General features: G+C 61.2%; 22 protein-coding genes and 1 pseudogene. 13 read left to right on the top strand and 10 right to left on the bottom strand.

The features are described from left to right. Positions 1–16: 16 nt before the first annotated feature. Positions 17–769 carry an IclR family transcriptional regulator gene (locus tag R4823_RS21880; protein WP_087837867.1) on the bottom strand — a complete coding sequence of 251 codons (753 nt, stop codon included), beginning with the start codon at positions 767–769 and terminating at the stop codon, positions 17–19. A gap of 131 nt (positions 770–900) precedes the next feature. Here R4823_RS21880 and prpB point away from each other — a divergent pair, with 131 nt between their 5' ends. The 6 genes from prpB to R4823_RS21850 all read left to right on the top strand — a co-directional run bounded on the left by prpB (position 901) and on the right by R4823_RS21850 (position 6340). Beyond that, positions 901–1827: a methylisocitrate lyase gene (gene prpB / locus R4823_RS21875; protein ID WP_087837866.1), complete on the top strand. Its 927-nt coding sequence runs from the start codon at positions 901–903 to the stop codon at positions 1825–1827. A 29-nt stretch (positions 1828–1856) separates the two neighbouring features. Beyond that, positions 1857–2696 (top strand): amidohydrolase family protein, encoded by an 840-nt coding sequence (locus tag R4823_RS21870; RefSeq protein WP_087837865.1) that lies wholly within the window; start codon positions 1857–1859, stop codon positions 2694–2696. A gap of 11 nt (positions 2697–2707) precedes the next feature. Further along, entirely contained in the window at positions 2708–3733 is a 1026-nt protein-coding gene (locus tag R4823_RS21865) for an Ldh family oxidoreductase (RefSeq protein WP_165963169.1), read from the top strand. A 17-nt stretch (positions 3734–3750) separates the two neighbouring features. Then, complete coding sequence (locus R4823_RS21860; protein WP_087837863.1) at positions 3751–4449, top strand: hypothetical protein; 699 nt, start codon at positions 3751–3753, stop codon at positions 4447–4449. Positions 4450–4493: 44 nt separating this feature from the next. Continuing rightward, positions 4494–5243 carry a dioxygenase gene (locus R4823_RS21855; RefSeq protein WP_165963170.1) on the top strand — a complete coding sequence of 250 codons (750 nt, stop codon included), beginning with the start codon at positions 4494–4496 and terminating at the stop codon, positions 5241–5243. A gap of 116 nt (positions 5244–5359) precedes the next feature. Beyond that, positions 5360–6340, top strand: a complete 981-nt coding sequence (locus R4823_RS21850; protein WP_243724528.1) for a tripartite tricarboxylate transporter substrate binding protein — start codon at positions 5360–5362, stop codon at positions 6338–6340. An 87-nt stretch (positions 6341–6427) separates the two neighbouring features. On the opposite strand, the gene R4823_RS21845 is transcribed toward R4823_RS21850, so the two are convergent. Beyond that, positions 6428–7510: an IS5 family transposase gene (locus tag R4823_RS21845; RefSeq protein WP_254914566.1), complete on the bottom strand. Its 1083-nt coding sequence runs from the start codon at positions 7508–7510 to the stop codon at positions 6428–6430. A gap of 193 nt (positions 7511–7703) precedes the next feature. Between R4823_RS21845 and R4823_RS21840 the strand changes: the two genes are divergently transcribed. The 3 genes from R4823_RS21840 (at position 7704) to R4823_RS21830 (ending at position 10172) form a co-directional block, all read left to right on the top strand. Continuing rightward, the gene (locus R4823_RS21840) at positions 7704–8684 is read left to right on the top strand and encodes a TRAP transporter substrate-binding protein (RefSeq protein WP_087837861.1); all 981 of its coding nucleotides are present in this window, start codon (positions 7704–7706) and stop codon (positions 8682–8684) included. Positions 8685–8760: 76 nt separating this feature from the next. Further along, a complete protein-coding gene (locus tag R4823_RS21835; RefSeq protein ID WP_087837860.1) occupies positions 8761–9345 on the top strand; it encodes a TRAP transporter small permease subunit in 585 nt (194 codons plus the stop codon). After that, positions 9345–10172 (top strand): TRAP transporter large permease, encoded by an 828-nt coding sequence (locus tag R4823_RS21830; RefSeq protein WP_243724529.1) that lies wholly within the window; start codon positions 9345–9347, stop codon positions 10170–10172. Before R4823_RS21835 ends, R4823_RS21830 begins: the two co-directional genes overlap by 1 nt. Before the next feature lie 202 nt (positions 10173–10374). Here the strand turns inward: R4823_RS21830 and R4823_RS21825 are convergent, their stop codons facing one another. The 7 genes from R4823_RS21825 to R4823_RS21795 form a co-directional block, all read right to left on the bottom strand. Further along, entirely contained in the window at positions 10375–11322 is a 948-nt protein-coding gene (locus R4823_RS21825; protein WP_087837859.1) for a LysR family transcriptional regulator, read from the bottom strand. 137 nt (positions 11323–11459) lie between these two features. After that, a complete protein-coding gene (locus R4823_RS21820; RefSeq protein WP_338616097.1) occupies positions 11460–12368 on the bottom strand; it encodes a TRAP transporter large permease subunit in 909 nt (302 codons plus the stop codon). A gap of 64 nt (positions 12369–12432) precedes the next feature. Continuing rightward, positions 12433–13568, bottom strand: a protein-coding gene (locus tag R4823_RS21815) for an IS3 family transposase (protein WP_087841031.1) whose coding sequence is annotated in 2 segments (ribosomal slippage) — positions 12433–13313 and positions 13313–13568 — 1137 coding nt in all. Because the reading frame shifts where the segments join, the coding sequence is not laid out codon by codon here. Positions 13569–13601: 33 nt separating this feature from the next. Continuing rightward, positions 13602–14690 (bottom strand): TRAP transporter large permease subunit, encoded by a 1089-nt coding sequence (locus R4823_RS21810; protein ID WP_338616096.1) that lies wholly within the window; start codon positions 14688–14690, stop codon positions 13602–13604. Between the two features lie 2 nt (positions 14691–14692). Continuing rightward, positions 14693–15367 (bottom strand): TAXI family TRAP transporter solute-binding subunit, encoded by a 675-nt coding sequence (locus R4823_RS21805; RefSeq protein ID WP_087837857.1) that lies wholly within the window; start codon positions 15365–15367, stop codon positions 14693–14695. Between the two features lie 42 nt (positions 15368–15409). Continuing rightward, the gene (locus R4823_RS21800; protein ID WP_087837856.1) at positions 15410–15745 is read right to left on the bottom strand and encodes a hypothetical protein; all 336 of its coding nucleotides are present in this window, start codon (positions 15743–15745) and stop codon (positions 15410–15412) included. A gap of 318 nt (positions 15746–16063) precedes the next feature. Then, a complete protein-coding gene (locus R4823_RS21795; RefSeq protein WP_165963171.1) occupies positions 16064–16234 on the bottom strand; it encodes a hypothetical protein in 171 nt (56 codons plus the stop codon). A gap of 43 nt (positions 16235–16277) precedes the next feature. Between R4823_RS21795 and R4823_RS21790 the strand changes: the two are divergent. The 4 genes and pseudogenes from R4823_RS21790 to R4823_RS21775 form a co-directional block, all read left to right on the top strand. Beyond that, a pseudogene (locus tag R4823_RS21790) lies at positions 16278–16568 on the top strand (cation:proton antiporter); the annotation flags it as partial. A gap of 271 nt (positions 16569–16839) precedes the next feature. Next, positions 16840–17328: a phosphate-starvation-inducible PsiE family protein gene (locus R4823_RS21785; protein WP_087837854.1), complete on the top strand. Its 489-nt coding sequence runs from the start codon at positions 16840–16842 to the stop codon at positions 17326–17328. Continuing rightward, the gene (locus R4823_RS21780; RefSeq protein WP_087837853.1) at positions 17315–18277 is read left to right on the top strand and encodes a zinc metalloprotease HtpX; all 963 of its coding nucleotides are present in this window, start codon (positions 17315–17317) and stop codon (positions 18275–18277) included. Before R4823_RS21785 ends, R4823_RS21780 begins: the two co-directional genes overlap by 14 nt. Positions 18278–18296: 19 nt before the next feature. Continuing rightward, complete coding sequence (locus R4823_RS21775; protein ID WP_087837852.1) at positions 18297–19448, top strand: trypsin-like peptidase domain-containing protein; 1152 nt, start codon at positions 18297–18299, stop codon at positions 19446–19448. 199 nt (positions 19449–19647) lie between these two features. On the opposite strand, the gene R4823_RS21770 is transcribed toward R4823_RS21775, so the two are convergent. Continuing rightward, positions 19648–20364, bottom strand: a complete 717-nt coding sequence (locus tag R4823_RS21770; RefSeq protein WP_087837851.1) for an ABC transporter substrate-binding protein — start codon at positions 20362–20364, stop codon at positions 19648–19650. Positions 20365–20523: the final 159 nt, after the last annotated feature.

Genomic DNA, 20523 nt, shown 5'->3' with positions numbered 1-20523 from the left:
TTGTAGCCGCACACCCCTACGAGGCAGGCGCCTTGCCGTGAGCCGAAAGCGATCGCGATAATTCCGCCCCTGCGTTGATCAGCGGCTTCAAATGCCGGGTGAGTGTTTCATGGTTCAGGCGATCGGTCTGGCCTGACACGCATAACGCGCCGAAGAGCTCGCGGCTTGCTCGAAACACCGGAATCGCAATGCTCGACATCGTCGGGTCACGTTCACCTGTTGATATATAAAACCCTGAGCGACGAATCCGGTCGTAAAGTTCACCACGCTGACCCGAAAATGCCAACAAAACACGTCCCGAAGCCCCTTTATCCAAGGGCAGCTTCTCTCCGACCCGCAAGTGAACGCGCGTCATGGTGTGCCGATCGACTCTTGCGACGCATGTGCGCCAGTTACCTTCTCGAACAAAGAACGCTGCAGTTTCCGACGTGACGCCGTGCAGACGTCGCAAAAGGACGTCGATAACGTTGTCCACGTCAAAAGAGGTTTGATACCGCACTCCCAACCAACCCGCCGCTGGGCCGAGCCGCCAACGGCCGTCTTCGGTTTGGGTAAGGTAGCCGGCCAGTGCAAGAGTGCGGGCGGTGCGCAAGACAGTTGTCTTGCCCATCGCCAATCGGCGGCTCAGCTCGGACAGCGAGACGGGCTGCTCATCAACTTGAAACGTATCAAGAACGGCCAAAGCGCGGGTCACAGCGTGGACGGTATCGCGTGAACGCTCCTGAATGCCGGAAGAAGAATGTCTGGGGGAACTCGGAGAGTTTTTCATAGTGGTGTTCCGCAGTGCGCAACGCGATTGTACGGCGCCACGCGTCCGTTCACAATGCATTCATTGACGAACCGGCCGGGAGGAAAAGACCGGTTGATCCTTCTTCATTACGTTTCATTCACGAGAACACGATGCTCATTGATTCACTCAGCAATACGTCTGCCCCACCAGCGCCGGGAGCCCGGCTGCGCGCTGCACTCGCTGCGAATCGGATCTTGCCGATTGTAGGCACTATCAACGCCTACAGCGCAATCCTGGCGCAGCACGCCGGCCATCAAGCGATTTACCTGGCGGGCGGCGGTCTGGCGACCCATTCGTACGGGCTTCCCGACCTGGCCCTGACCACCATGACGGAGGTGCTCACCGAGGTGCGTCGTATCACCGATGCCTGCGACCTGCCGCTCATGGTCGACGTAGATACCGGCTTTGGCGCCATATTCAATATTGCCCGACTGGTAAAAGGACTGATCAAAGATGGCGCAGCCGCCCTGCACATCGAAGACCAGGACACATTCAAGCGCTGCGGACACCGCCCCAACAAGGCTTTGGTAAGCACCCAGGAAATGCTCGATCGCCTGAAATCGTGCGTCGACGCCCGTAGCGACCCGTCTTTCTTCATCGTGGCGCGCACCGATGCGCTGGCGACCGAGGGCTTACAAGCCAGCATCGACCGAGCGTGCGCATATGTTGAAGCGGGTGCCGACATGGTCTTTGCCGAGGCATGCACGGAATTATCGCAATACCAAGCCTTTGCAAAGGCTCTTAACCGGCCGCACTCCCTATTGGCGAACGTCACAGAGTTTTCGCTGACACCGAACTTCTCTCAGAGCGAGCTGGCCAAAGCCGGGGTATCGGCAGCCCTTTACCCGCTGTCGGCGGCGCGCGCAATGGCGCACGCTGCCACCCGGGTATACGAAGCCATTTTGCGTGACGAAAGCCAAAAGAGCGTGCTGGATATCATGCAAACCCGCGACACGCTCTATAACGCACTTAAGTACACGGCATACGAAGCCAAATACGACGCATTTCTTGCGAACCGCGCAGCAGCCGCGCGATAACGGCCGTTCACTCAGGTCATCACGCAATAATGGCAAACTCCACTTCCTACGCGGTCGACAGCCACGTACATGTGCTGGACCCCGCACGCTTTCCGTTGTCGAACCCTGAAGGTTACGTGCCGCAACCCAACGAGTGCGGCACAGCTTACGATCTGCGTACGACGCTCGATGCACACGAGCTGACGCACGCACTCCTCGTCAACCCGTTCGCCGGCTACGCGACCGACAACCGGTGCATGCTCGATGCCATCGCGAACTCACGCGGCCGCTTTAAAGGCGTTGCCTTGGTCGGTCACGATACCGATGACGCCACGTTGCGGCAACTCACCGACGGCGGCGTAATCGGAGCAAGGTTCAACACCTTATTCACTGGCTCGACGTCGCTTCAGGGCGAGGCGGGTGAGCGTTTGCTGCGACAAATCCGCGAACACGGCTGGTTCGCCCAAATTTACTACCACCACGACGGGTTGCAGCAACTGCTGCCGATCCTGCGCAGAACGGGCGTGAAGATCGTGGTAGACCATTGTGGCTGCCCCAACCCAGCACTCGGTCTCGATCAATCGGAATTCCAGGCCTTGCTCGAATTGGGACGCAGCGGCGAAGCCCTTATAAAGCTCTCGGGCGCCTTCCGATACTCGCAACAGGCTTGGCCTTACCACGATGCAGAACCCTATATCGAGGCGCTGATCGACGCATTCACGCTCGACCGCTGCGTTTGGGGCTCCGACTGGCCTTTCGTGAGAATACCGAAGCGCATGGACTACGGCCCGACTTCAGGTCTTCTCAAGCGCTGGATCCCTGACGATAACGATAGGCGCAAAGTGCTCTGGGAAACGCCCAAACGCCACTTCGGTTTTACTGAAAAATGACGAAATCTCAAATGGAAAACATGTCGTCGGCACGAGTCAGGCTAACTGCAGATGAAGCGCGCGAGCTGTCACGCCAAAGCCTGGCCGGACTCGGATACACGCCGGTCGAAAGCCAAGTGTTGGCCGAACACATGCTCGACGCTGCCTTTTGCGGATACGAGTACTCGGGCTTACCCAAGATTCTGAACGTCGCCGAGCAACTCGAACGCCGGCCCGCACCCACACCGATGCGCGTAATTCATGAAACACCAGTATCGGCTCGCCTGCATGGTGGAGGTCAAAACGGGATGCTTACCCTGCATCGGGCAAGCGAAATCGCCATCGAGAAAGCTGTTGCCGGCGGCTTTGCCGTTGTCGGGGTCAATCACACATGGATGAGTGGCCGCGGCAGCTATTACGTCGAAATGTTGGCAAATGCGGGACTGATCGGCATTCACACAGTCAGTTCCAGGCCACAGGTAGCGCCGCCGGGCGGAGCTCGAGCCGCTATTGGCACCAACCCGATCTCGTTCGGGTTTCCTACCGAAGGCGCGCCGTTCGTCATCGACCTCGGCACTTCCGCGCTGATGTTCACCGATTTGGCGCTACGTGCTCGCCGCGGAGAAACGCTACCGGAAGGTGTTGCTATAGACGCCAACGGTGAACCCACCCAAGACCCGATTCTCGCAAGCATGGGCGCCGTTCTACCGTTCGGTGGTCACAAAGGCTTTGCTTTGGGGCTGGCCATGCAGGCTTTGGGAATCCTGGCCGGGTCAGGAGACGATAACGAAGAACGTGCGGGCTATCTCATTATTGCAATAAGACCCGACCTGATGGTGCCCTTGAACGAGTACCGCAGAACACTCAGTGAAACGTTGGCTCGAATCAAGGCCACCCCGCTACAACCCGGTGTCGAATCCATTCGTCTTCCATCCGAACGTTCTCAACAGGAACGCGAACGAAACCAACGAACCGGCATTGTCATCGACAGGCAGGTACAGGTCGCGCTGCAGCGTCTGGCGCGGGGAAATAACGAACACGCGCGCAGCCTGATATAAGCTAAGAAGGAACACTCATGACCGCAAGCAGTAAAGCGTTGTTGACGCTATGGCTTCATCTTGACCCTGTTTACGAAGAAGCCCTCGATGCATGGTACGACTACGAACATACCGACATTGTGCTGGGTGTACCCGGCGTCGTCGGGTCGCGCCGCTTCAAATCGACTAAACCGTATACGCCCGACCAATTGCGTTATCTCGTTTTTTACGAAATGGCCGACGAAAACGTGCAGCTTAGCGCCGAATTCCAAGCCATTGTCGACGCACCCACGCCGTGGTCTCGCTACCTCAGAACGCTTTACCAAATGCGCCGCAGAACCAATTATCGATGCCTCTGCGAAGTTGAAAAGCATCCGATCGAAAGCGAAGCCGCCATCCTGATGATTCGCTCGAGCGTTGACAGCCTGCAAGATTATGAATCCGGGTACGACGACTTGCTGCGCGACTCGCTCGAACAACCCGATGCTCGCGCCGCGCAGATTTACCAAGCGGTGCCCAACCAGTTTCGCATCGTCAACGAAGACGCTGCACCGCCGCAAACCGAGCTGCTCGAGCTTTACAGCTTTACGCACTTCGACGCCAACCGCATCAATGACTGGATTGCGCGCAGACGAATGCTGATACAGCAAATGTCGTTACCGCTGAACGAGTTATCGAGCGATACCTTCGTGCCGACGATAAGGCCCCGAAGAAAGCGAATCGGCGCGATGCCCTGATCACCTGAAAGCCTGCACTAACCGACCAACCAATGAGAGCAACCATGGAACAAAGAGAACGTTTATCCGCAATTTGGTCCGCCACCGTCGAAAAACTTAAAGAAGTCGTTCGAGAGTATGAAGTTACCGAGGACGAGCTTCATTTGGCAGGCGATTTTCTGAACCGTCTCGGCGCCTCCGGCATGTGTCGAAGCCTCCTGGACGTCGGCCTTGCCATGACCAGCATTGATGTCCATGCGAAGCGAGAGACCGGAACACGCGCCAATCTTACTGGGCCTTATCACCGCGAGCACCCGATGAAGCCGGACGGCAAGCTGGCCGAAACGGATATTCCGCCTGACGCACCTTTGCTTATTCTTACCGGAACCGTTAAAGACGCGGTAACCGGAAAAGCGATATCGAACGCCGAGATCGATGCCTGGCACGCTGATCACAACGGGATATACGACCTGGAAGGCACTCATCTGCGCGGCGTGGTACGGGCTGACGAAAATGGCGACTATTGTATTCAGACAATATTGCCCCACGACTATTCCGAACATGACCACGACCCTATCGGCGAACTGTTCAGAGCCATGGGGCGAACCAATATCCGCGCCGCACACATCCACTTGAAGGTACGAACCGGAGACACGTTGCGTTTGACCACACAAATTTTCATGTCGACGTCAAAGTCGCTGAAAACCGACTATGTCGAAGGAGCGGTCAGTGATGACTTGACCGTCGCCCTGGAACGTGATGCAAGCGTAGCCGACCAGGTTACTTACCGAGGCCGGTTCGACATCCTTTTGTAGAAGATGCCTTCTTCAACCATACCGCTGTAACCCCGCAGCAGGTCAACAGCTTTATCAACCGCGGATCAATTTCTTGTAGAACCGCAACGAACTTCTAATAATCAGGAGAGCAGATCGTGACGTCCCGCTTTAACATTTACACACTCGCAGGCGCGTGCCTGGCCGCCACCATGACCATTGGCGCACAAGCACAGGAATTCCCGACCCGACCCGTAAAGATCACCTCATCCTTTTCCGTCGGCGCTGGTCCCGATGTCGCACTTCGTCTCGTGGCCGACAAGCTTTCAAAGAAGTGGAACCAGCCCGTCATCGTCGAGAACAAACCCGGCGCTAACGGCTTCATCGCCGTTGAGGCCGGCAAGCGAGCGCGTCCGGATGGCTACGAGCTCGTCCAGATGGACGCCGCGCAAATGGTGACCCAACCGTTCCTGTTCAAAAACCTGCCGTACGACTTGCTCACCGACTTCGAACCGGTAACCCCCATTTTTCGCAACTACTTCTTCATCGTCGTGCCCACTGCCAGCCCGTACAAAAATGTCGGCGACCTGGTCAATGCAGCGAAAGCCAAGCCCGACTCCATCAATTATGGCTCGTGGATGGTGGGCAGTCCCGCACACTACGGCACCGCCATGCTTGAAGACGCTACCGGCGCCAAAATGACACACATACCGTACAAGGATATTGGAGGACTCTACGTCGCGGTCGGTAACAACGAAGTCGACTGGGCTTTTGGCAGCGCGGGCAGTGCCGGCCCTATGTACCGTGCCGGTCGCGTTCGATACCTTGCCGTTTCTGCACCAGTGCGCGACGCAGCTTTCCCAGACGTGCCCACGGTTGCCGAATCGGGCGGCCCCGCCGGTTTCGAATTGTCGTCCTGGGTCAGCCTGGTGGCACCGAAAGGAACGCCAAAGGCAGTCGTCGAGAAAATCCAGAAAGACGTTGCTGACATCATGCAAGACCCCGAGGTCCGCGAGCGCTACGCCACAATGTTCTACGAGCCTTATGCTCTGAACTCAGCGCAGTTCCATCAACTGCTCAAGACCGACACCGATCGCATCGGGGCAACGCTAAAACGTCTCAACATTTCGCTGGACTAACCCGCGCAACACGGCTCGCGATGGTTGCCCAGAGCTACGATAAATAGTCGTCCCTGAAATATTCATTTGAGCGCTCAGCGCCCCTTTTCACGCCGCCAATAGCCACTTCTTTCGAACGCCGAGACTGTCATTCAAGCGCTCGACAGGCCGACTCGCGGCGAAGGCTAGCCAGAACCAGCGTGGCATCGTGCCTTTCACGAGGCGCAAAAAAAGCGCCCTCAGGAAGGGCACGCCCTTCTTGGCGATCATGCGCAGCAGCCACTTGATGTTGTAGCCCGCCGCGCAAAGCACCGCGTGCAGCCGGTCGCCGTATTCGCCCTTCAAGTGACAGCGGTCCATCCTGTGATCTGCCTTCAGGTGTCCGATGATCGGTTCGATGGCCTGGCGTCGCTTGAGCTGCCGTCTTTCCTGTGCCGTCAAGCGCTTGGGCTTGCCCCGGTGCACCACACGTACGCCAGGATTGTCGGCATCGACGCCCCGGTAGCCCAGATCAACAAAGACCGTTTCAGGCGCTGCGGCACAGTCCTGCATGAGAATGGTCGCCTGCTCCAGTTGGGAACTCAGCGTGTGGCCATCATACGGATTGCGATGAAACGCCCGAGCCCCCACAATCAGGTTGCCGTTGAAGGTGCTGGCAATGCCCACCTTCACGCCAAACTCGTAAGGCCGGCGCGCCTTGCCCTTGCTGATGCAGTCCACCTCCGGAGCGTGCCAGGCGTACAGCTTGGGCTGGCTGTTGACGGCCTTGCGCTGGGCGCTCTGAGCCCCAATACGTTGGGCCTTGCCCAACACCTCGTCCAGTGCCTCGCGCACCGCCTGACCGATCACACTGGCTTTGCGGTCGATCTCGCGGGCCAGCCGCCCGACGATGGTTCGCTGACGTTTGATTGCCCGGCGCATCCGCTTGAACTGCCGTGCATGGGCGAAGCGCCCGGCCTGGCGGCTCAGTTGCTCGCCTTCCTTGGCAAAGGTCTGCTTGAGCGCAATGCCGGCATCCTTGGCTGCTCCCACCAGCTTGATCCGTGCGATCTCCAGCAGCCGGCTGTCCGTCGGGTGGGCGATGGCCTTCTCCTGCACCGTGCTGTCCACGATGACTCGACTGAGCTCCTGCGGCTTGATGAGCTTGAGCTCAGTCGAGTGCGCGGCTTTTCGGCGTTGCAGCCGAGGCAATGCCGATGCTGCAGTCGCACATCGATCCAGACTCTATGGCAAAAATGCAGAGCCTGGGGCAATGCCCTCAAACGGATGCACCTGTAAAGTGCATTGCACATAAATGGACGAGGTGCGCTTCGCAGCATCCGGCCGACACAAGAAGCGAAACAAAAAGAGCGCCCGAGCGCTCGTCAATTCCTAGGAGAAGACGATGCAATTCAAAAAACTGTTAACCATTCTTGCCGTGGCCGCCGGCGCGACCCTGAGCGCCGCTGCCGGGGCGAAGGAACTGCGCCTGGGCCTGATCGTGCCGGCCACCCACGAGTGGACCAAGGCCGCCAACGCGATGGGCGAGGAGCTCAAGCAGAAATCCAACGGCAAGTATTCGGTCAGCACCTTCCCGGCCGGCCAGTTGGGCAACGAAGCGCAGATGATGCAGCAACTGCAGACCGGCGCACTCGACATGGCTTTCATGACCGCCGCCGAAGTGACCAACCGCGTGCCGGACATGAGCGCGCTGTTCGCTCCGTTCCTGGTCAACAGCCCGCAACAGGCCGAAGTCCTGCTCAACGGTCCGACCGCGCAAAAGATGCTGCAACGCCTGCCCCGTGAAATCGGCGCCGTCGGCCTCGGCTATGGCGTGGCGGCGATGCGCCTGATGCTCAATGCCTTCCCGACCAACAGCGGCGCCGACCTGAAGGGCCGCAAGATGCGCATCACGCCGTTCCCGCCGGTGCGCGACTTCTATCAGTTGCTGGGCGCGGCTTCGACCCCGATGCCGACCGACGTCTACGACTCGCTGGCCAACGGCCAGGTCGACGGCGTGGATGCGGACCTCGAGCTGGTGTGGCGGATGAAGTTCTACGAGCGCGGCAATACGCTGGTGCACTCGAACCACATGATGTTCCCGGTCGTGGGCCTGATGTCGGGTCGCGTGTGGCAGCAACTGCCGCCGGCCGACCGCGAGCTGATCGCCACCACCGCGCGCAAGCACCTGAACAGCCTGTTCACCACCTACGCCACGGTCGAAGGCGAGATGCTCAAGAACATCGAAGACACGAAGAAGGTCAAGGTCGTCAAGGCCGGACCGGAATTCTTCGGCGATGTGCCCCAGAAGTGGGAAGAAATCTGGATCAAGCGCACCCCGATCCTGGCCGATCTGCGCAAAGAAGCCGCCGCCATCAAGAAGTAAGGCTGCCCACTCCCTTGTGTGTTGAGCGTTCCCGAGCGGAACGCTCACATTCGATTTCCTCGCTCCTGGAGATTTCGTGGTTCAAGTCATTCATTGCTTGAGCGATGGCATCGAGCGTGTCGAGCGCGCCGCCCTCCGTGCGCTTGCGTTCGCATTGCCCGTGATGATCATCGCCAACACCGTCGGCAGGGCATTCCGTTCTCCCATCTACTGGATGGACGAACTTGCCATTCATTGCATGGTGTGGCTTGCCATGATCGGCATGTCGCTGACCTTGAAAACCCGTGCCGCGGTGTCCGTCACGATGCTGGTCGACGCGGTTCCGCCGGGTCTGATGAAGGGCATGAAAGTGCTCGTCGATCTGATGATTCTCGGCTTCGCCGGCACGCTGCTCTATCTGTGCATCCGCTGGTTCGATCCGGTCACGCTGGTGCAGGTCGGATTCGATCTGCACGAGTTTTCCGGCCAGACCTTCAATTTCATGTACGAGGACATCACGGCCACGCTGGGCATGAAGAAATTCTGGTTCTGGCTGATCGTGCCGACCGTTGCGCTCACCACTTGCGTGCATGGCATATCGAACCTGATGAAAACCGTCGCCACACCGGCCGGCACACTAAAAGAATTGAGCGCGTCCTCGGGCGCGAGGGGGCTTGACTGATGTCCATCGCAGCCATTTTCGCCGTCCTGCTCGCCGTCGGCCTGCCGATCGCGCTGGTGCTGGCAGTGACCGCCCTGGCCTATATCTACCTGAGCGGCAATACGGTGCTGTATCTGTCGTTTCCGCAGCAGTTGTACGGCAGTCTCGAAAACTACGGCCTGATCGCCATTCCGCTGTTCATGCTGGTGGGCGAGCTGATGAACGAAGGCGGCATCACGCGCCGCCTGATCGCGCTGGCCTCGGTGTTCGTCGGCCATGTGCGCGGAGGGTTGGCCTACATCAACATCATGGCCAACATGTTCCTGGCATCCATCATCGGTTCGGCCAATGCGCAGACCGCGGTGATGGCGCAGGTGATGGTGCCCGAGATGGAGAAGAAGGGCTTCTCGCGCGGATTCGCCACGGCCACCACCTGCGCCGGGGCGCTGATGGCGCCGATCATCCCGCCCTCGATGCTGTTCGTGATCTTCGGCGTGCTGGCGCAGGTATCGATCGGCGACATGTTCATTGCCGGGATCATTCCCGGGCTTCTGATGGGTTTCGCCTTCATCGTGGTGATCGCGCTGCTCGGCATGCGCTACAACTACCCGCCGGGCGAGCGCTTGAGCGGCAAGCAGAAGATCCGCAACATTCTTGCCGCGATTCCCTCGCTGCTGGTGCCGGCCGTGATGATCGGCGGCATTCTGGGCGGTTTGACGACGCCGACCGAGGCGGCCGCCGTGGGCGCATTGATGTCCATCGTGGTCGGAAGGTTCGCGCACGGTGAAATCAAGACCGTTTCGGCGGCATGCTCATGCGCGTGGCGATCAATACCGGCGTGGTGCTGATCCTGGTGGCCGCAGCCGGCGTGTTCGGCTGGGTCATCGTGTTCGAGAAGGTGCCGCAGCAGATCGCCGTGGTCCCCGGGCCTGCGTGTGAGGAGGGCCGCCAGCTGCAGTTGCCAGACTTGTTCCCATCCCCTGTCTTCTCCTGCCTGATCCAGGCTGCTTCCGGCTGGAAGCAGCCGCAGCCTGGCGCCCCGTTACCGCCTCACACGTTGGCCAGCACGTCGTCCGGTCCGGTGCCGTCGTGCTGGTGCGTCCGTATGCGCATCTGCTCCTTGAGCAGCGCGATGAACGCATTGGTCGCCGAATTCAGGGGGCGGCGCGGGTGCGACACCGCGACCACCTGCCGGATCAGGCGCGGCGACACGATCGCGTGAGCGCGTAGTCGCCCAGCGAGCAGGCCGCCGTAGACGGCGATGTGCGGCAAGATGGTGCCCAGGTTCGGCGTCTGTTCGACCAGTTTGACCGAAGTCGCCAGCGAATCGATCTCGAAGGTCGGCGCCAGATCGACGTCTTCATGCTGCGCAAAGCTGTCGAGAATGCCGCGCAGGCCATGTTCGCGCGTAGGCAGGACCAGGTTCAGGCTGGAGTTGACGATCTGGTGCAAAGTCAGGCGCGCCGGCAGCGGCACCGGTCCCATGGTGCCCGTCACCAGCAGCAGTTCCTCGTCGGCGATGTGCTCGACGTTGAGTGCCAGCTGGCGCCGCGGCTTGTTGATGATGGCCGCGTCGATCTGGCCGCCGGCCACCCAGTCGCTCAGAGTCGCGGTATAGCCGTCGGCGACGCGCACCTGGACCTTGGGATAGCGCGCCGAAAAAACGCTGAGCGTCTCTGCCAGTACGCCTTCGGTCACCGAGGCGATCATGCCGATGTTGACGTGGCCGCTGATCTCGCCGTCACTGCTGAGTAACTGCGTGCGCGCATTCAGGAACTCACGCATGATCGGCAGGAACAGCCGGTACATGTTGCGCGCGGCAGCCGTCGGCACCATGCCCTGTTTCGTGCGTTCGAACAATTGCTGGCCCAGATCGTCTTCCAGCTTGGCGATCTGCATGCTCAGCGCCGGCTGCACGATATTCAGCCGGCGCGCAGCGCGCGTGACCGTGCCTTCTTCGAACAGGCAGATGAAGTACTGGATCTGGCGGAATTCCATGGCTACCCGGTGGCGTGATGTGTCGGCGAGGATCGCAGACGTCATCTTAGCGCCTGTTCACACCGGGGGGCAGACTGCGGGAAGTCATGCCTGCGCACAGGCATGACTTCCGGGACCCGCGTCGCCGCTATTGTGCGCTATCCAGGCGTGCGTGCCGCGGCGCGCTCGCACTGCAGCCGTGCGCCGCGCCAGAGCCAGGCGATGGCCGCAGCCAGCACCGTCACGTTTACTGCCGTCAGCATCGGATCGGGCAGCAAGGTCATCATCCCGCTGATGGCGAAGAACAGCCGCCATCCCGCCGGCAGTGGGCGGAACAGCCAGCCGACCAGTGCCACGCCGAGCGAGAGGAAGCCGAGCAGCACGTTCGCGATGCCCCAGGCGGTGCCGCCGAAGTCGCCGATCAGCAGCAGTCCCGGATGCAGCACGGCGGCGAACGGGATCAGGAAGCCGGGCACGGACAGCATGAATGCCGAGATGCTCGTCTGGTTCGGCGAGCCGCCGCTGATCGATGCCGCCGCGTAGGCTGCCAGCGCCACCGGCGGGGTGACCATCGACAGGATCGCGAAGTAGAAGATGAAGAAGTGCACGACCAGCGGTTCCACGCCTGCACTGATCAGCGCCGGGCCGAGCAGCACCGCAGCCATGATGTAGGCCGAGGTGGTCGGCATGCCGGCGCCGAGCACCAGGCTGGCGAACATCGTCAGCAGCAGCAGCGGAACATAGCCGCCCGCGATCATGATCATCAGCGACGAGAACTTGGTGCCGAGACCGGTGAAGGAAATGATGCCCACCACCAGACCCGCGAGAGCACAGGGCAGCGCCACGGTGACCGTGCGTTCGGCCGAGACGATCATCGATTCCACCACCGTTTTCAGCGTGCGGCGCGTGCCCGGGAACAGGCTGCCGACCACGACGGTGGCGACGATAGCTTCCAGTGCCGCGTTCTGCACCGGGTAGCCGGTGACAATGCGATACACCAGCCAGCCCAGCGGGAGCATCATGTGGCCGCGCGTGCGCATGACTTCGCCGAGCGATTTGCCGATCATGCCAGAGGTGGCTCCGGTTGTTTGGACAGTATTTTGAGATTTTAAGTGGAACGCTCCGGGCACATCATGCTGCCGTTTTAATCGCAGGCAGCATCGCGAAGTATGCCTCATCGGGGGTCTGATCGGCCAAACTGGAGTGAGGGCGCCTCTGGTTGTACAACTGGATATACGCCCCGATGGACTGCCTGGCCTGGCTGACCGATTCGTAGGCCTTCAGATACACCTCCTCGTACTTGATGCTGCGCCATACCCGTTCGACAAACACGTTGTCGCGCCAGCTTCCCTTGCCATCCATGGATAACCGGATGCCTCGGCTTTGTACCGCTTCAGTGAAGGCGCTGGCTGTGAATTGGCTGCCCTGATCGGTATTGACGATATCAGGCAACCCGTAGCGGGTAAAGGCTTCTTCCAAGGCGTCAACGGCATGCACCGCTTCCAGCGTGATGGCCACCCGATGAGCCAGAACCTTGCGACTGGCCCAGTCTACGACTGCGGTCAGATACACAAAGCCCCGAGCCATCGGGATATAGGTCGTATCCAGCGCCCACACCTGATTGGCCCGGTTAATCCGCATATCGCGCAGCAGGTACGGCCAAACTTTGTGCTGGACGTTGCGCCGGCTCGTGTTGGGCTTGCAATACAGCGCCTTAACGCCCATGCGTTTCATCAGGGTGCCCACGTGTCGTCGGCCGACCTCATGGCCGTCACGGCGCAGTAGCCGCGCCAGCATGCGGGCCCCGGCAAACGGAAACTCCAGATGCAGCTCGTCGATCCGGCGCATCAACATCAGATCTCTATCGTTGACAGGCCGGGCCTGATAATACACGCTCGATCGAGCAATCCCCACCAATTTGGCCTGGCGTGACACCGGCAGTGCATGCGTACGGTCTATCATCGCTTTGCGCTCAGCAATCCCGCCTTGGTGAGCGCGCTTTCTAAAAAATCATTCTCCAGCGTGAGCTGGCCGATCTTGGCATGTAGCACCTTCAGATCGGCCGGCGGCTCGTTGTTGCTCTGTCCTGCCGACCCGAATACGTCCGCCGCCTTCTCCTGCAACTGCCGCTTCCATTCCGTGATCTGGTTCGGATGCACATCAAATTGCTGAGCCAGTTCGGCCAGGGTGCGATCCCCCTTGACCGCCGCCAAGGCCACCTTGGCCTTGAACGCCGCGGAGTGTGTTCGTCTCGTTCTCTTGGTCATCTCTCTGGTTCCTTTACCGGCATTATCGCCGGATCAGGCCCAGAGCTCTCCACTTATCGGACTGTCTGAATTTCCGCCGCCACCTCTGCCTTCCTGACGCGTGAAGCCGGACGCACGTGCCTTCAGGTCGACCATCCAGATCAGGGCTACGTAGTACAGGATCGCCGGGACGATGGCGGCCAGCGCGATCGTCTGGTAGGGCACCTGCAGGTAGTCGGCCATGATGAAGGCGGCCGCGCCCATCACCGGAGGCACGAGCTGACCGCCGGTGGAGGCGGCCGCCTCGATGCCGCCGGCGAAGGCCGGCGAGTAGCCGACCCGGCGCATCAACGGAATCGTGAAAATGCCGGTACTCATCACGTTAGCCACCGCGCTGCCCGACACGCTTCCCAGCATGCCGGACGAGACCACCGCCGCCTTGGCCGGACCGCCGACGGAACGGCCGGCCATCGCGAACGCGAGATCGATGATCATGCGCCCGCCGCCATAGATGTCGTAGATGGCGGCGAAGAAGACGAAGTAGAAGACGGTGGTGACCGAGACGGCGACCGGCACGCCGAACAGGCCGTGCATGGACAGGAACTCGGTATCGATGAAACGTTCGAGGCCGCTGTAGCGGTGCGCCAGCTCGCCGGGCAGGTAAGGGCCGACGAAGAAGTACGCAAGGAACATCAGCACGAACAGGGTCAGACCCCAGCCGAGCAGACGGAGCCCGGTGATCAGCAGCGCGACGATCAGCAGGATGCCGAGCACGTAATCGACGGTCGTGACCGGGTCCAGGCCCTGGATCCGCTCGGCCGTCAGGAAATCTGCGTTCAATGCGATGTAGAGCGGCGGCAGGAACGAGATCGCGGCGGCGAGGTAATAGGCCACCCGCTTGCCGAGTCCTTGTTCCTTGCGGCCGAACATCGCGAACGCGAGCGCGACCGCGAAGCCCACATGCAGCGAGCGCTGCTGGAGCGTATCGATGGAGGGCCAGATCACGAAGGCGATCTGGGCCAGCGTCCATGCCAGCGCGATCAGCAGCGCCGGTTCGAGCAACTGGGACCAGCGTTGCAGCGTCAGATCGCTCGATTCGGTTGCTTCGCTGTCGTTGGTTTGGGTTTGTGCGGTCGCCTGCATGATCACTTCATCCAGCCACGTTCTTTGTAGTACCGCACGGCGCCCGGATGCAGCGGCAATCCGTTCACCTCATCCTTCCAGACGCCGTTGGCGCAGTCGAACTGGGACAGCGCCTTGTGCGCGGAGCGCAGGCGGTCGGTCTTTTCGCAGATCGTCTTTACCACCAGGTAGGCGTGATCGTCCGACATGGCGGTGCTGGCAAACAGCGCGGTGGTCGTGGACGGCAGCGTGATGTCCTGGTCCTGTCCGGGGAAGGTGCCCTTCGGCAGGACGTTGGTGCCCCAGCCATAGCGCTGGGTCATGCCGTCCAGGACCGCCTTCGAGGGCTGCAGGAAGGTGACCTTGTTGGTCTGGGCGATTTCGCTGATGCCCGGATGGCCGGCCGTGGCGACCTGGACGAACACGTCGCCGGTACCGCCGGAAAAGCGCGTCTTGACCATGTCGAAGGAGCCGTATTCATAGGCGCCGCCCTGCTTGGCCAGCGTGCTTTCGCCTGCGCCTGCGATATCCAGCAGTTGCTGGCCGCCGAAGGCGCCGGCGCTGCCGCGCTGCAGCAGGGTCACGCGCGACTTCGGACGTACCTGCGTGAAGAAGCCGGACAGATCGTTGGCGAAACCGGTGCCCCGTGCCAGCGGAACCAGGAAGTAGTCATCCCAGCCGCCGACCAGTGCGCGCAATTCCTTCTGCGGCTTCTTGAAGCCTGCGGTGCCTTCGTAGGCTCACTTGTTGACCACGGCCATACCGAAACCCATCTGGGCCTTGTTGGCAGCTACCAGCAGCGGGTTGGCCATGCCGCCGGCGATGGGCGGGGTGTCGACGGTCGAGCCCGGCGGCAATGCCTCGCGCAGCACTTCGCCCAGGTTCACCGAGTACACATACCAGCTCGACCCTTCCGAGAATGAGCCGATGGTCCAATTCACCGCCTGTGCGGAAGCGGTGAGGGGCGCGGCAGCGCCCAGGAGGCCGACGCTTGCTGCGACGGCAATGCTTGCGATGCCCTTGCTCAGCGCACGGCGGGTAGTCTGGGTGGTCTTTGGCAGGCCGGTTTTCATCATGTCTCCTTGTTCTGGTAACGTGGTTGGGGCACCCGTCACAAGGCCTGAGGCTTTCACGAGCGCAGGAAGCCTGGCAGCGCTGAAAAGGGGCCGCCGTCGGAATGACAGGTCGAGTATATGAAGAGACAAATATCAGAACAAATAATTTTTTATCATCTAAATCATCATCTTTGGTGATATTTCACGATCCTGGCAAACGTGCCGCCTCCAGCAAGGCCGCGCTCTCGGCGCACCGGGGGAGAAATGGGAGGGCGAAAGCTTAGCGCGTTCGAACGCGTAGCGCGGGGCCGGGTGTTCGTGCGGTCCGGTCGTGTCCTGCTACAGGCCCAGCACCAGCTCGCCTTTGTGCGTCAGTTCGATGCGGTCGCCATGCACTTCGGCGACGCCGGCGTCGAGCGCAGTCTGGTGCAAGGGGTTGGCCGGGTCGAAGTCGGCCGGCTCCTGCTGGATGTGGAGTACTGCGTCGTAGACGGAGCGTGAGACGATCATGGTGACGAGCTGGTGAGATTGGCAAAGGACGAGTGTAACGGGTATGCGTGATTGCGGCCTTCGTGCCCGCTCGCTTGCCGCTCGATGGCCTTTATGCCATCAGCGCCCGCGCCAGCTCGTCCGGCATGCTGACCATGGGATCGTGGCCAGTCTTCAGCTCGATCACCTCCCGCTTGAGCCCAACGCAGCTACGCTGCTGGGCGCGGCTGCGGCGATGTCGTCCACGGCACTCGTCAGCAGGAAACTGGCCGATCAAGGCGAGTTGACGACACGACATGGCCGCAGCGCCATTGCTGTGCTGGTGTTTCAGGATCTGGCCAGCGTGCCACTGCTCCCCCATCCGCAATCGGCGTCCCGCATTGTGCGGGCGGTGCGTCAGCACCACCCGGCTTTGCCCGTCGTGGTTGTGTGCTGGCGTGAGAGCGAAGCCCTTGTTTTGAAGGAACTGCCGAACGTTCACGTGTACAAGGCAGCCATTGCCCCGGCGCTGGGGCTGGCAGAACAAGTGATGCAGCTCGGCGGTATTCCAGTCACCGCTGCCAATGGCGCACTGTCCTCAATGCGCAATGCCACTACTTTATGAACTACACGGGTGCAAGTTTCTTATGAAATCAGAACGTCTCAACCCATTTCGGCTTTTTCGCGACCAGTGGGCCGTCATGAGCTTCTATGAACGCTTCGAGCAGGTCGTGGCGCTGCTCCTGTCGGCGGTGATTGCCGTGATCGTCGTCGTGTCGCTGATTCAGCTGATCTCCATCGTCTTCACCCTGCTCATCATCAATGCCTTCAATCCGCTCGATCACAAGGTGTTCCAGAGCGTGTTCGGCATGATCATGACGCTGTTGATCGCGATGGAGTTCAAGCACTCGATCGTGCGCGTGGCATTGCGCCATGACAGCATCATCCAGGTCAAGACGGTGATCCTGATCGCGCTGATCGCGCTGGCGCGCAAATTCGTGATTCTCGACCCTGATGTCAGCCCGGGCAAAGTGGCCGCCTTGGCGGGGGCGACCCTGGCCCTGGGGGCTACTTACTGGCTGCTGCGCGAGCGCGATGACAGAGTGACCGAGGAAGCCCCGCGTGAACCGTCATGAATTTGGCGACACCGGAGAGGCCTGGTCGCGGCATCACTGGCTCAACCGCTTGCAAACAGCGCTACTCGTGGTGACCCTTCTCGGCATCGCCGCCATGGCCGGCAGCCTGCTTTTCGGCGATATGGGGCTATGGCTGGCACTGGCAGCAGGGGGCCTTGCGCTGCTCGTCGAGCCTACCGCTGGGTCGAGTCTGACCCTGCGACTCTATCGTGCGCGTGCCTTGCACCCGAGCGAAGCGCCCGATCTGTGGGCCTTGGTGCGCGAGCTGGCGGCACGGGCCGGTTTGCCTGCCGTGCCGGTGCCGCACTACGCCCCCAGTGCCATGGTCAATGCGTTCGCCACCGGTTCGGCCCATCGCTCCGCCATCGTGCTCACCGATGGACTACTGCGTAGCCTCACGCCGCGCGAGCTCACCGGCGTCGTTGCCCATGAGGTGGCCCACATCGCCAACGAGGACCTGCGCGTGATGGGGCTGGCGGACTCCATCAGCCGGCTGACATATTTCATGGCTGTGCTCGGACAAGTTGCCATCCTGTTCAGTTTGCCGGCGTTGCTGTTGGGTGCGGTGGATGTCAATTGGCCCGCGTTACTGTTGCTGGCGATCGCGCCGCAACTGGCGCTGCTGGCCCAGCTCGGCTTATCGTGGGTGCGCGAGTTCGACGCCGATCGGCTGGCGGCCGAGCTGACGGGCGATCCGCAGGGGCTCGCCCTTGCGTTGGCGAGAATCGAGCGGGTCAGCCGATCCTGGCGTGCCTGGCTGCTGCCGGGCTGGGGCAATCCTGAGCCTTCTTGGCTGCGAACACACCCTGCAACCGCTGCGCGAATCGAACGTTTGCGGGAGCTGTCGGCGCCGGTTCATCCGACGCCACTTCATTCGCCTCACTTCTTGCCAAACTCCACTGTTTCGCCGCGCTCTCCGCGTTGGCGGCCGGGTGGTCTGTGGCGCTGATTTTCAACCGGAGATATTTATGGCCTACATCGACCCCTATAACCGCGCAGCACCAGACCATTTTGTCCGACGCTGGCTGGTCATCACTGCCTGCATCGCGGCGCTCATGCTGTTGTGGCAGTTTCTCCCCGCCATCGAAGCGTGGTTCACGCCTGAGCAGGCGGCCGAACGCACTGTCACGCCGCGCGGTGACCTGGCGCAGGACGAAAAAGCCACGATCGAGCTGTTCGAGAAGTCGCGTGCATCGGTCGTCTTCATCTCCACGGCGCAGTTGGTGCGTGATGTCTGGTCGCGCAATGTTTTTTCGGTTCCACGCGGAACGGGGTCAGGCTTCATCTGGGACGAAGCGGGTCATGTCGTGACCAATTTCCATGTCATCCAAGGGGCATCCTCTGCTACGGTCAAACTGGCCGACGGACGCGACTACCAGGCCGCACTCGTCGGCGCCAGCCCGGCGCACGACATTGCGGTGCTCAAGATCGGTGTCGGCTTCAAACGCCCGCCGGCGGTGCCAGTGGGTACCAGTGCTGACCTCAAGGTGGGGCAGAAGGTGTTCGCCATCGGCAATCCGTTCGGGCTCGACTGGACGCTGACCACCGGCATCGTGTCCGCGCTCGACCGAAGCCTGCCGGGCGAAGCGGGAGGCCCAGCCATCGAGCACCTGATCCAGACTGACGCCGCCATCAACCCGGGCAACTCCGGTGGTCCGCTGCTCGATTCCGCCGGACGACTCATCGGCATCAACACCGCCATCTACAGCCCATCCGGCGCATCGGCCGGCATCGGTTTTTCCGTGCCGGTCGATACCGTCATGCGGGTGGTGCCGCAGCTCATCAAAAACGGCAAGTACATCCGCCCGGCGCTGGGCATCGAGGTGGACGAACAGCTCAACGCGCGCCTGCAGGGCATGACGGGTAGCCGAGGCGTGTTCGTGTTGCGGGTCACCCCAGGCTCGGCCGCACAGAAGGCGGGGCTTGTCGGGATCGAGGTCTCACCGCAAGGCATTGTCCCGGGTGATCGTATCGTCAACATCGATGGCGCGCCCATAGACGATGTGGCCGAGTTGTTGGCCCGGCTCGATGACAAGCAGGTTGGCGATGTGGTGGTTTTATTGGTGGAGCGGGATGGCAAGTCGCGCGAGGTGCGTGTGGAGCTGCAGCCCGGCGTTTGATCCAGCAATAGACTGTTGCGATGAGAAGGGGCGTCATTCAAGGGTCGAAGCACCCTCTAGAGGTCATGGTTTGGCCTGGGCATCAGGGAAGCGCCATGAGCGTCGGATGTCTCCGGAAATCGTCTTCTGAAAACGGCAGCCGCCACCGAGTTCGATGAAGAAGAAAGAGCCCCGACATGGGGGTCGAATGGGTTGCGGGTTACTCGTCGTCGTAGAGCGTCAGTCCGTCCAGCACGGGCGCGTCGGCATCGAACACCAACATGCGAACGTCGGCGAGCGCAGCCAGGTGCAACACTTCCACGAGGGACTCCGGCATGCCCTTGGCCCGGTGCTCCTGCCGCAGTTCTTCGGCTGTGATGCCCTCGACATGCTGCAGGTTCGCATCCGTCCAGGGGGTGGCAATCAACTTCACGCCGATCGCGGGTCTGTACGGGATGCGGAAGGCGACGAACAGAAAGCCGCTCGGCGTGGCGATGTCGGCCAGGTTGGCCAGATAGCGGCTGGCCTCCTCGGTGATGTGCGCCGAACTGATTTCCCAGGCACGGCTGTAGAACCCGGTCTCGAAGCGCAGGCGGCGTAACACCCCGCGCGCGGCTTCCTCGGAGTAGGTATCGCCGACGTGCAGCGGCTGGCCGGCTTCTTCGGCCATGACGGCGTAGACGAGGTTTCGGGCGATGCCGTGGCTGGGGCACTGCGCGTCCAGCTCGGGCGGCACGTTCTGGCCCTCGGTGATCAGCGCGAAGTCGTCGCAGAAGACGCAGGCATGGCGCTCAACCTGGCTGTCCGGCAGGTGCGACTGCGAGACGTGCAGCGGCAGATAGCTCAGCGGGCAGTCGTCGTCGTAGGAAATCGCCAGCAGCCGTTGCACGGACAGGCCATCGTAGCCGCGGACGAAGGGATTGTTGGAATGGGACATGGGATTCCTCCAGCAGAGGATGGCCGCGGCAATCCCCTGCCGGGGATTGAACCCCAGCGAGTGGATGAAGTGGCAACCGGTCAGCCGGCCGCGGCGTCGGGCCGCCTTGGTGGCGGGCGGTGCAGGTCAGTGGAAGATGCTGACTCGGGACATGGCCGC

This window comes from Pigmentiphaga sp. CHJ604 (assembly GCF_036972535.1).
In the GTDB taxonomy this organism is placed as follows: Bacteria; Pseudomonadota; Gammaproteobacteria; order Burkholderiales; family Burkholderiaceae_B; genus Pigmentiphaga; species Pigmentiphaga daeguensis.
The sequence above is the reverse complement of the archived record's forward strand: the minus strand, read 5'-3'. Positions and strand labels throughout refer to the sequence as shown.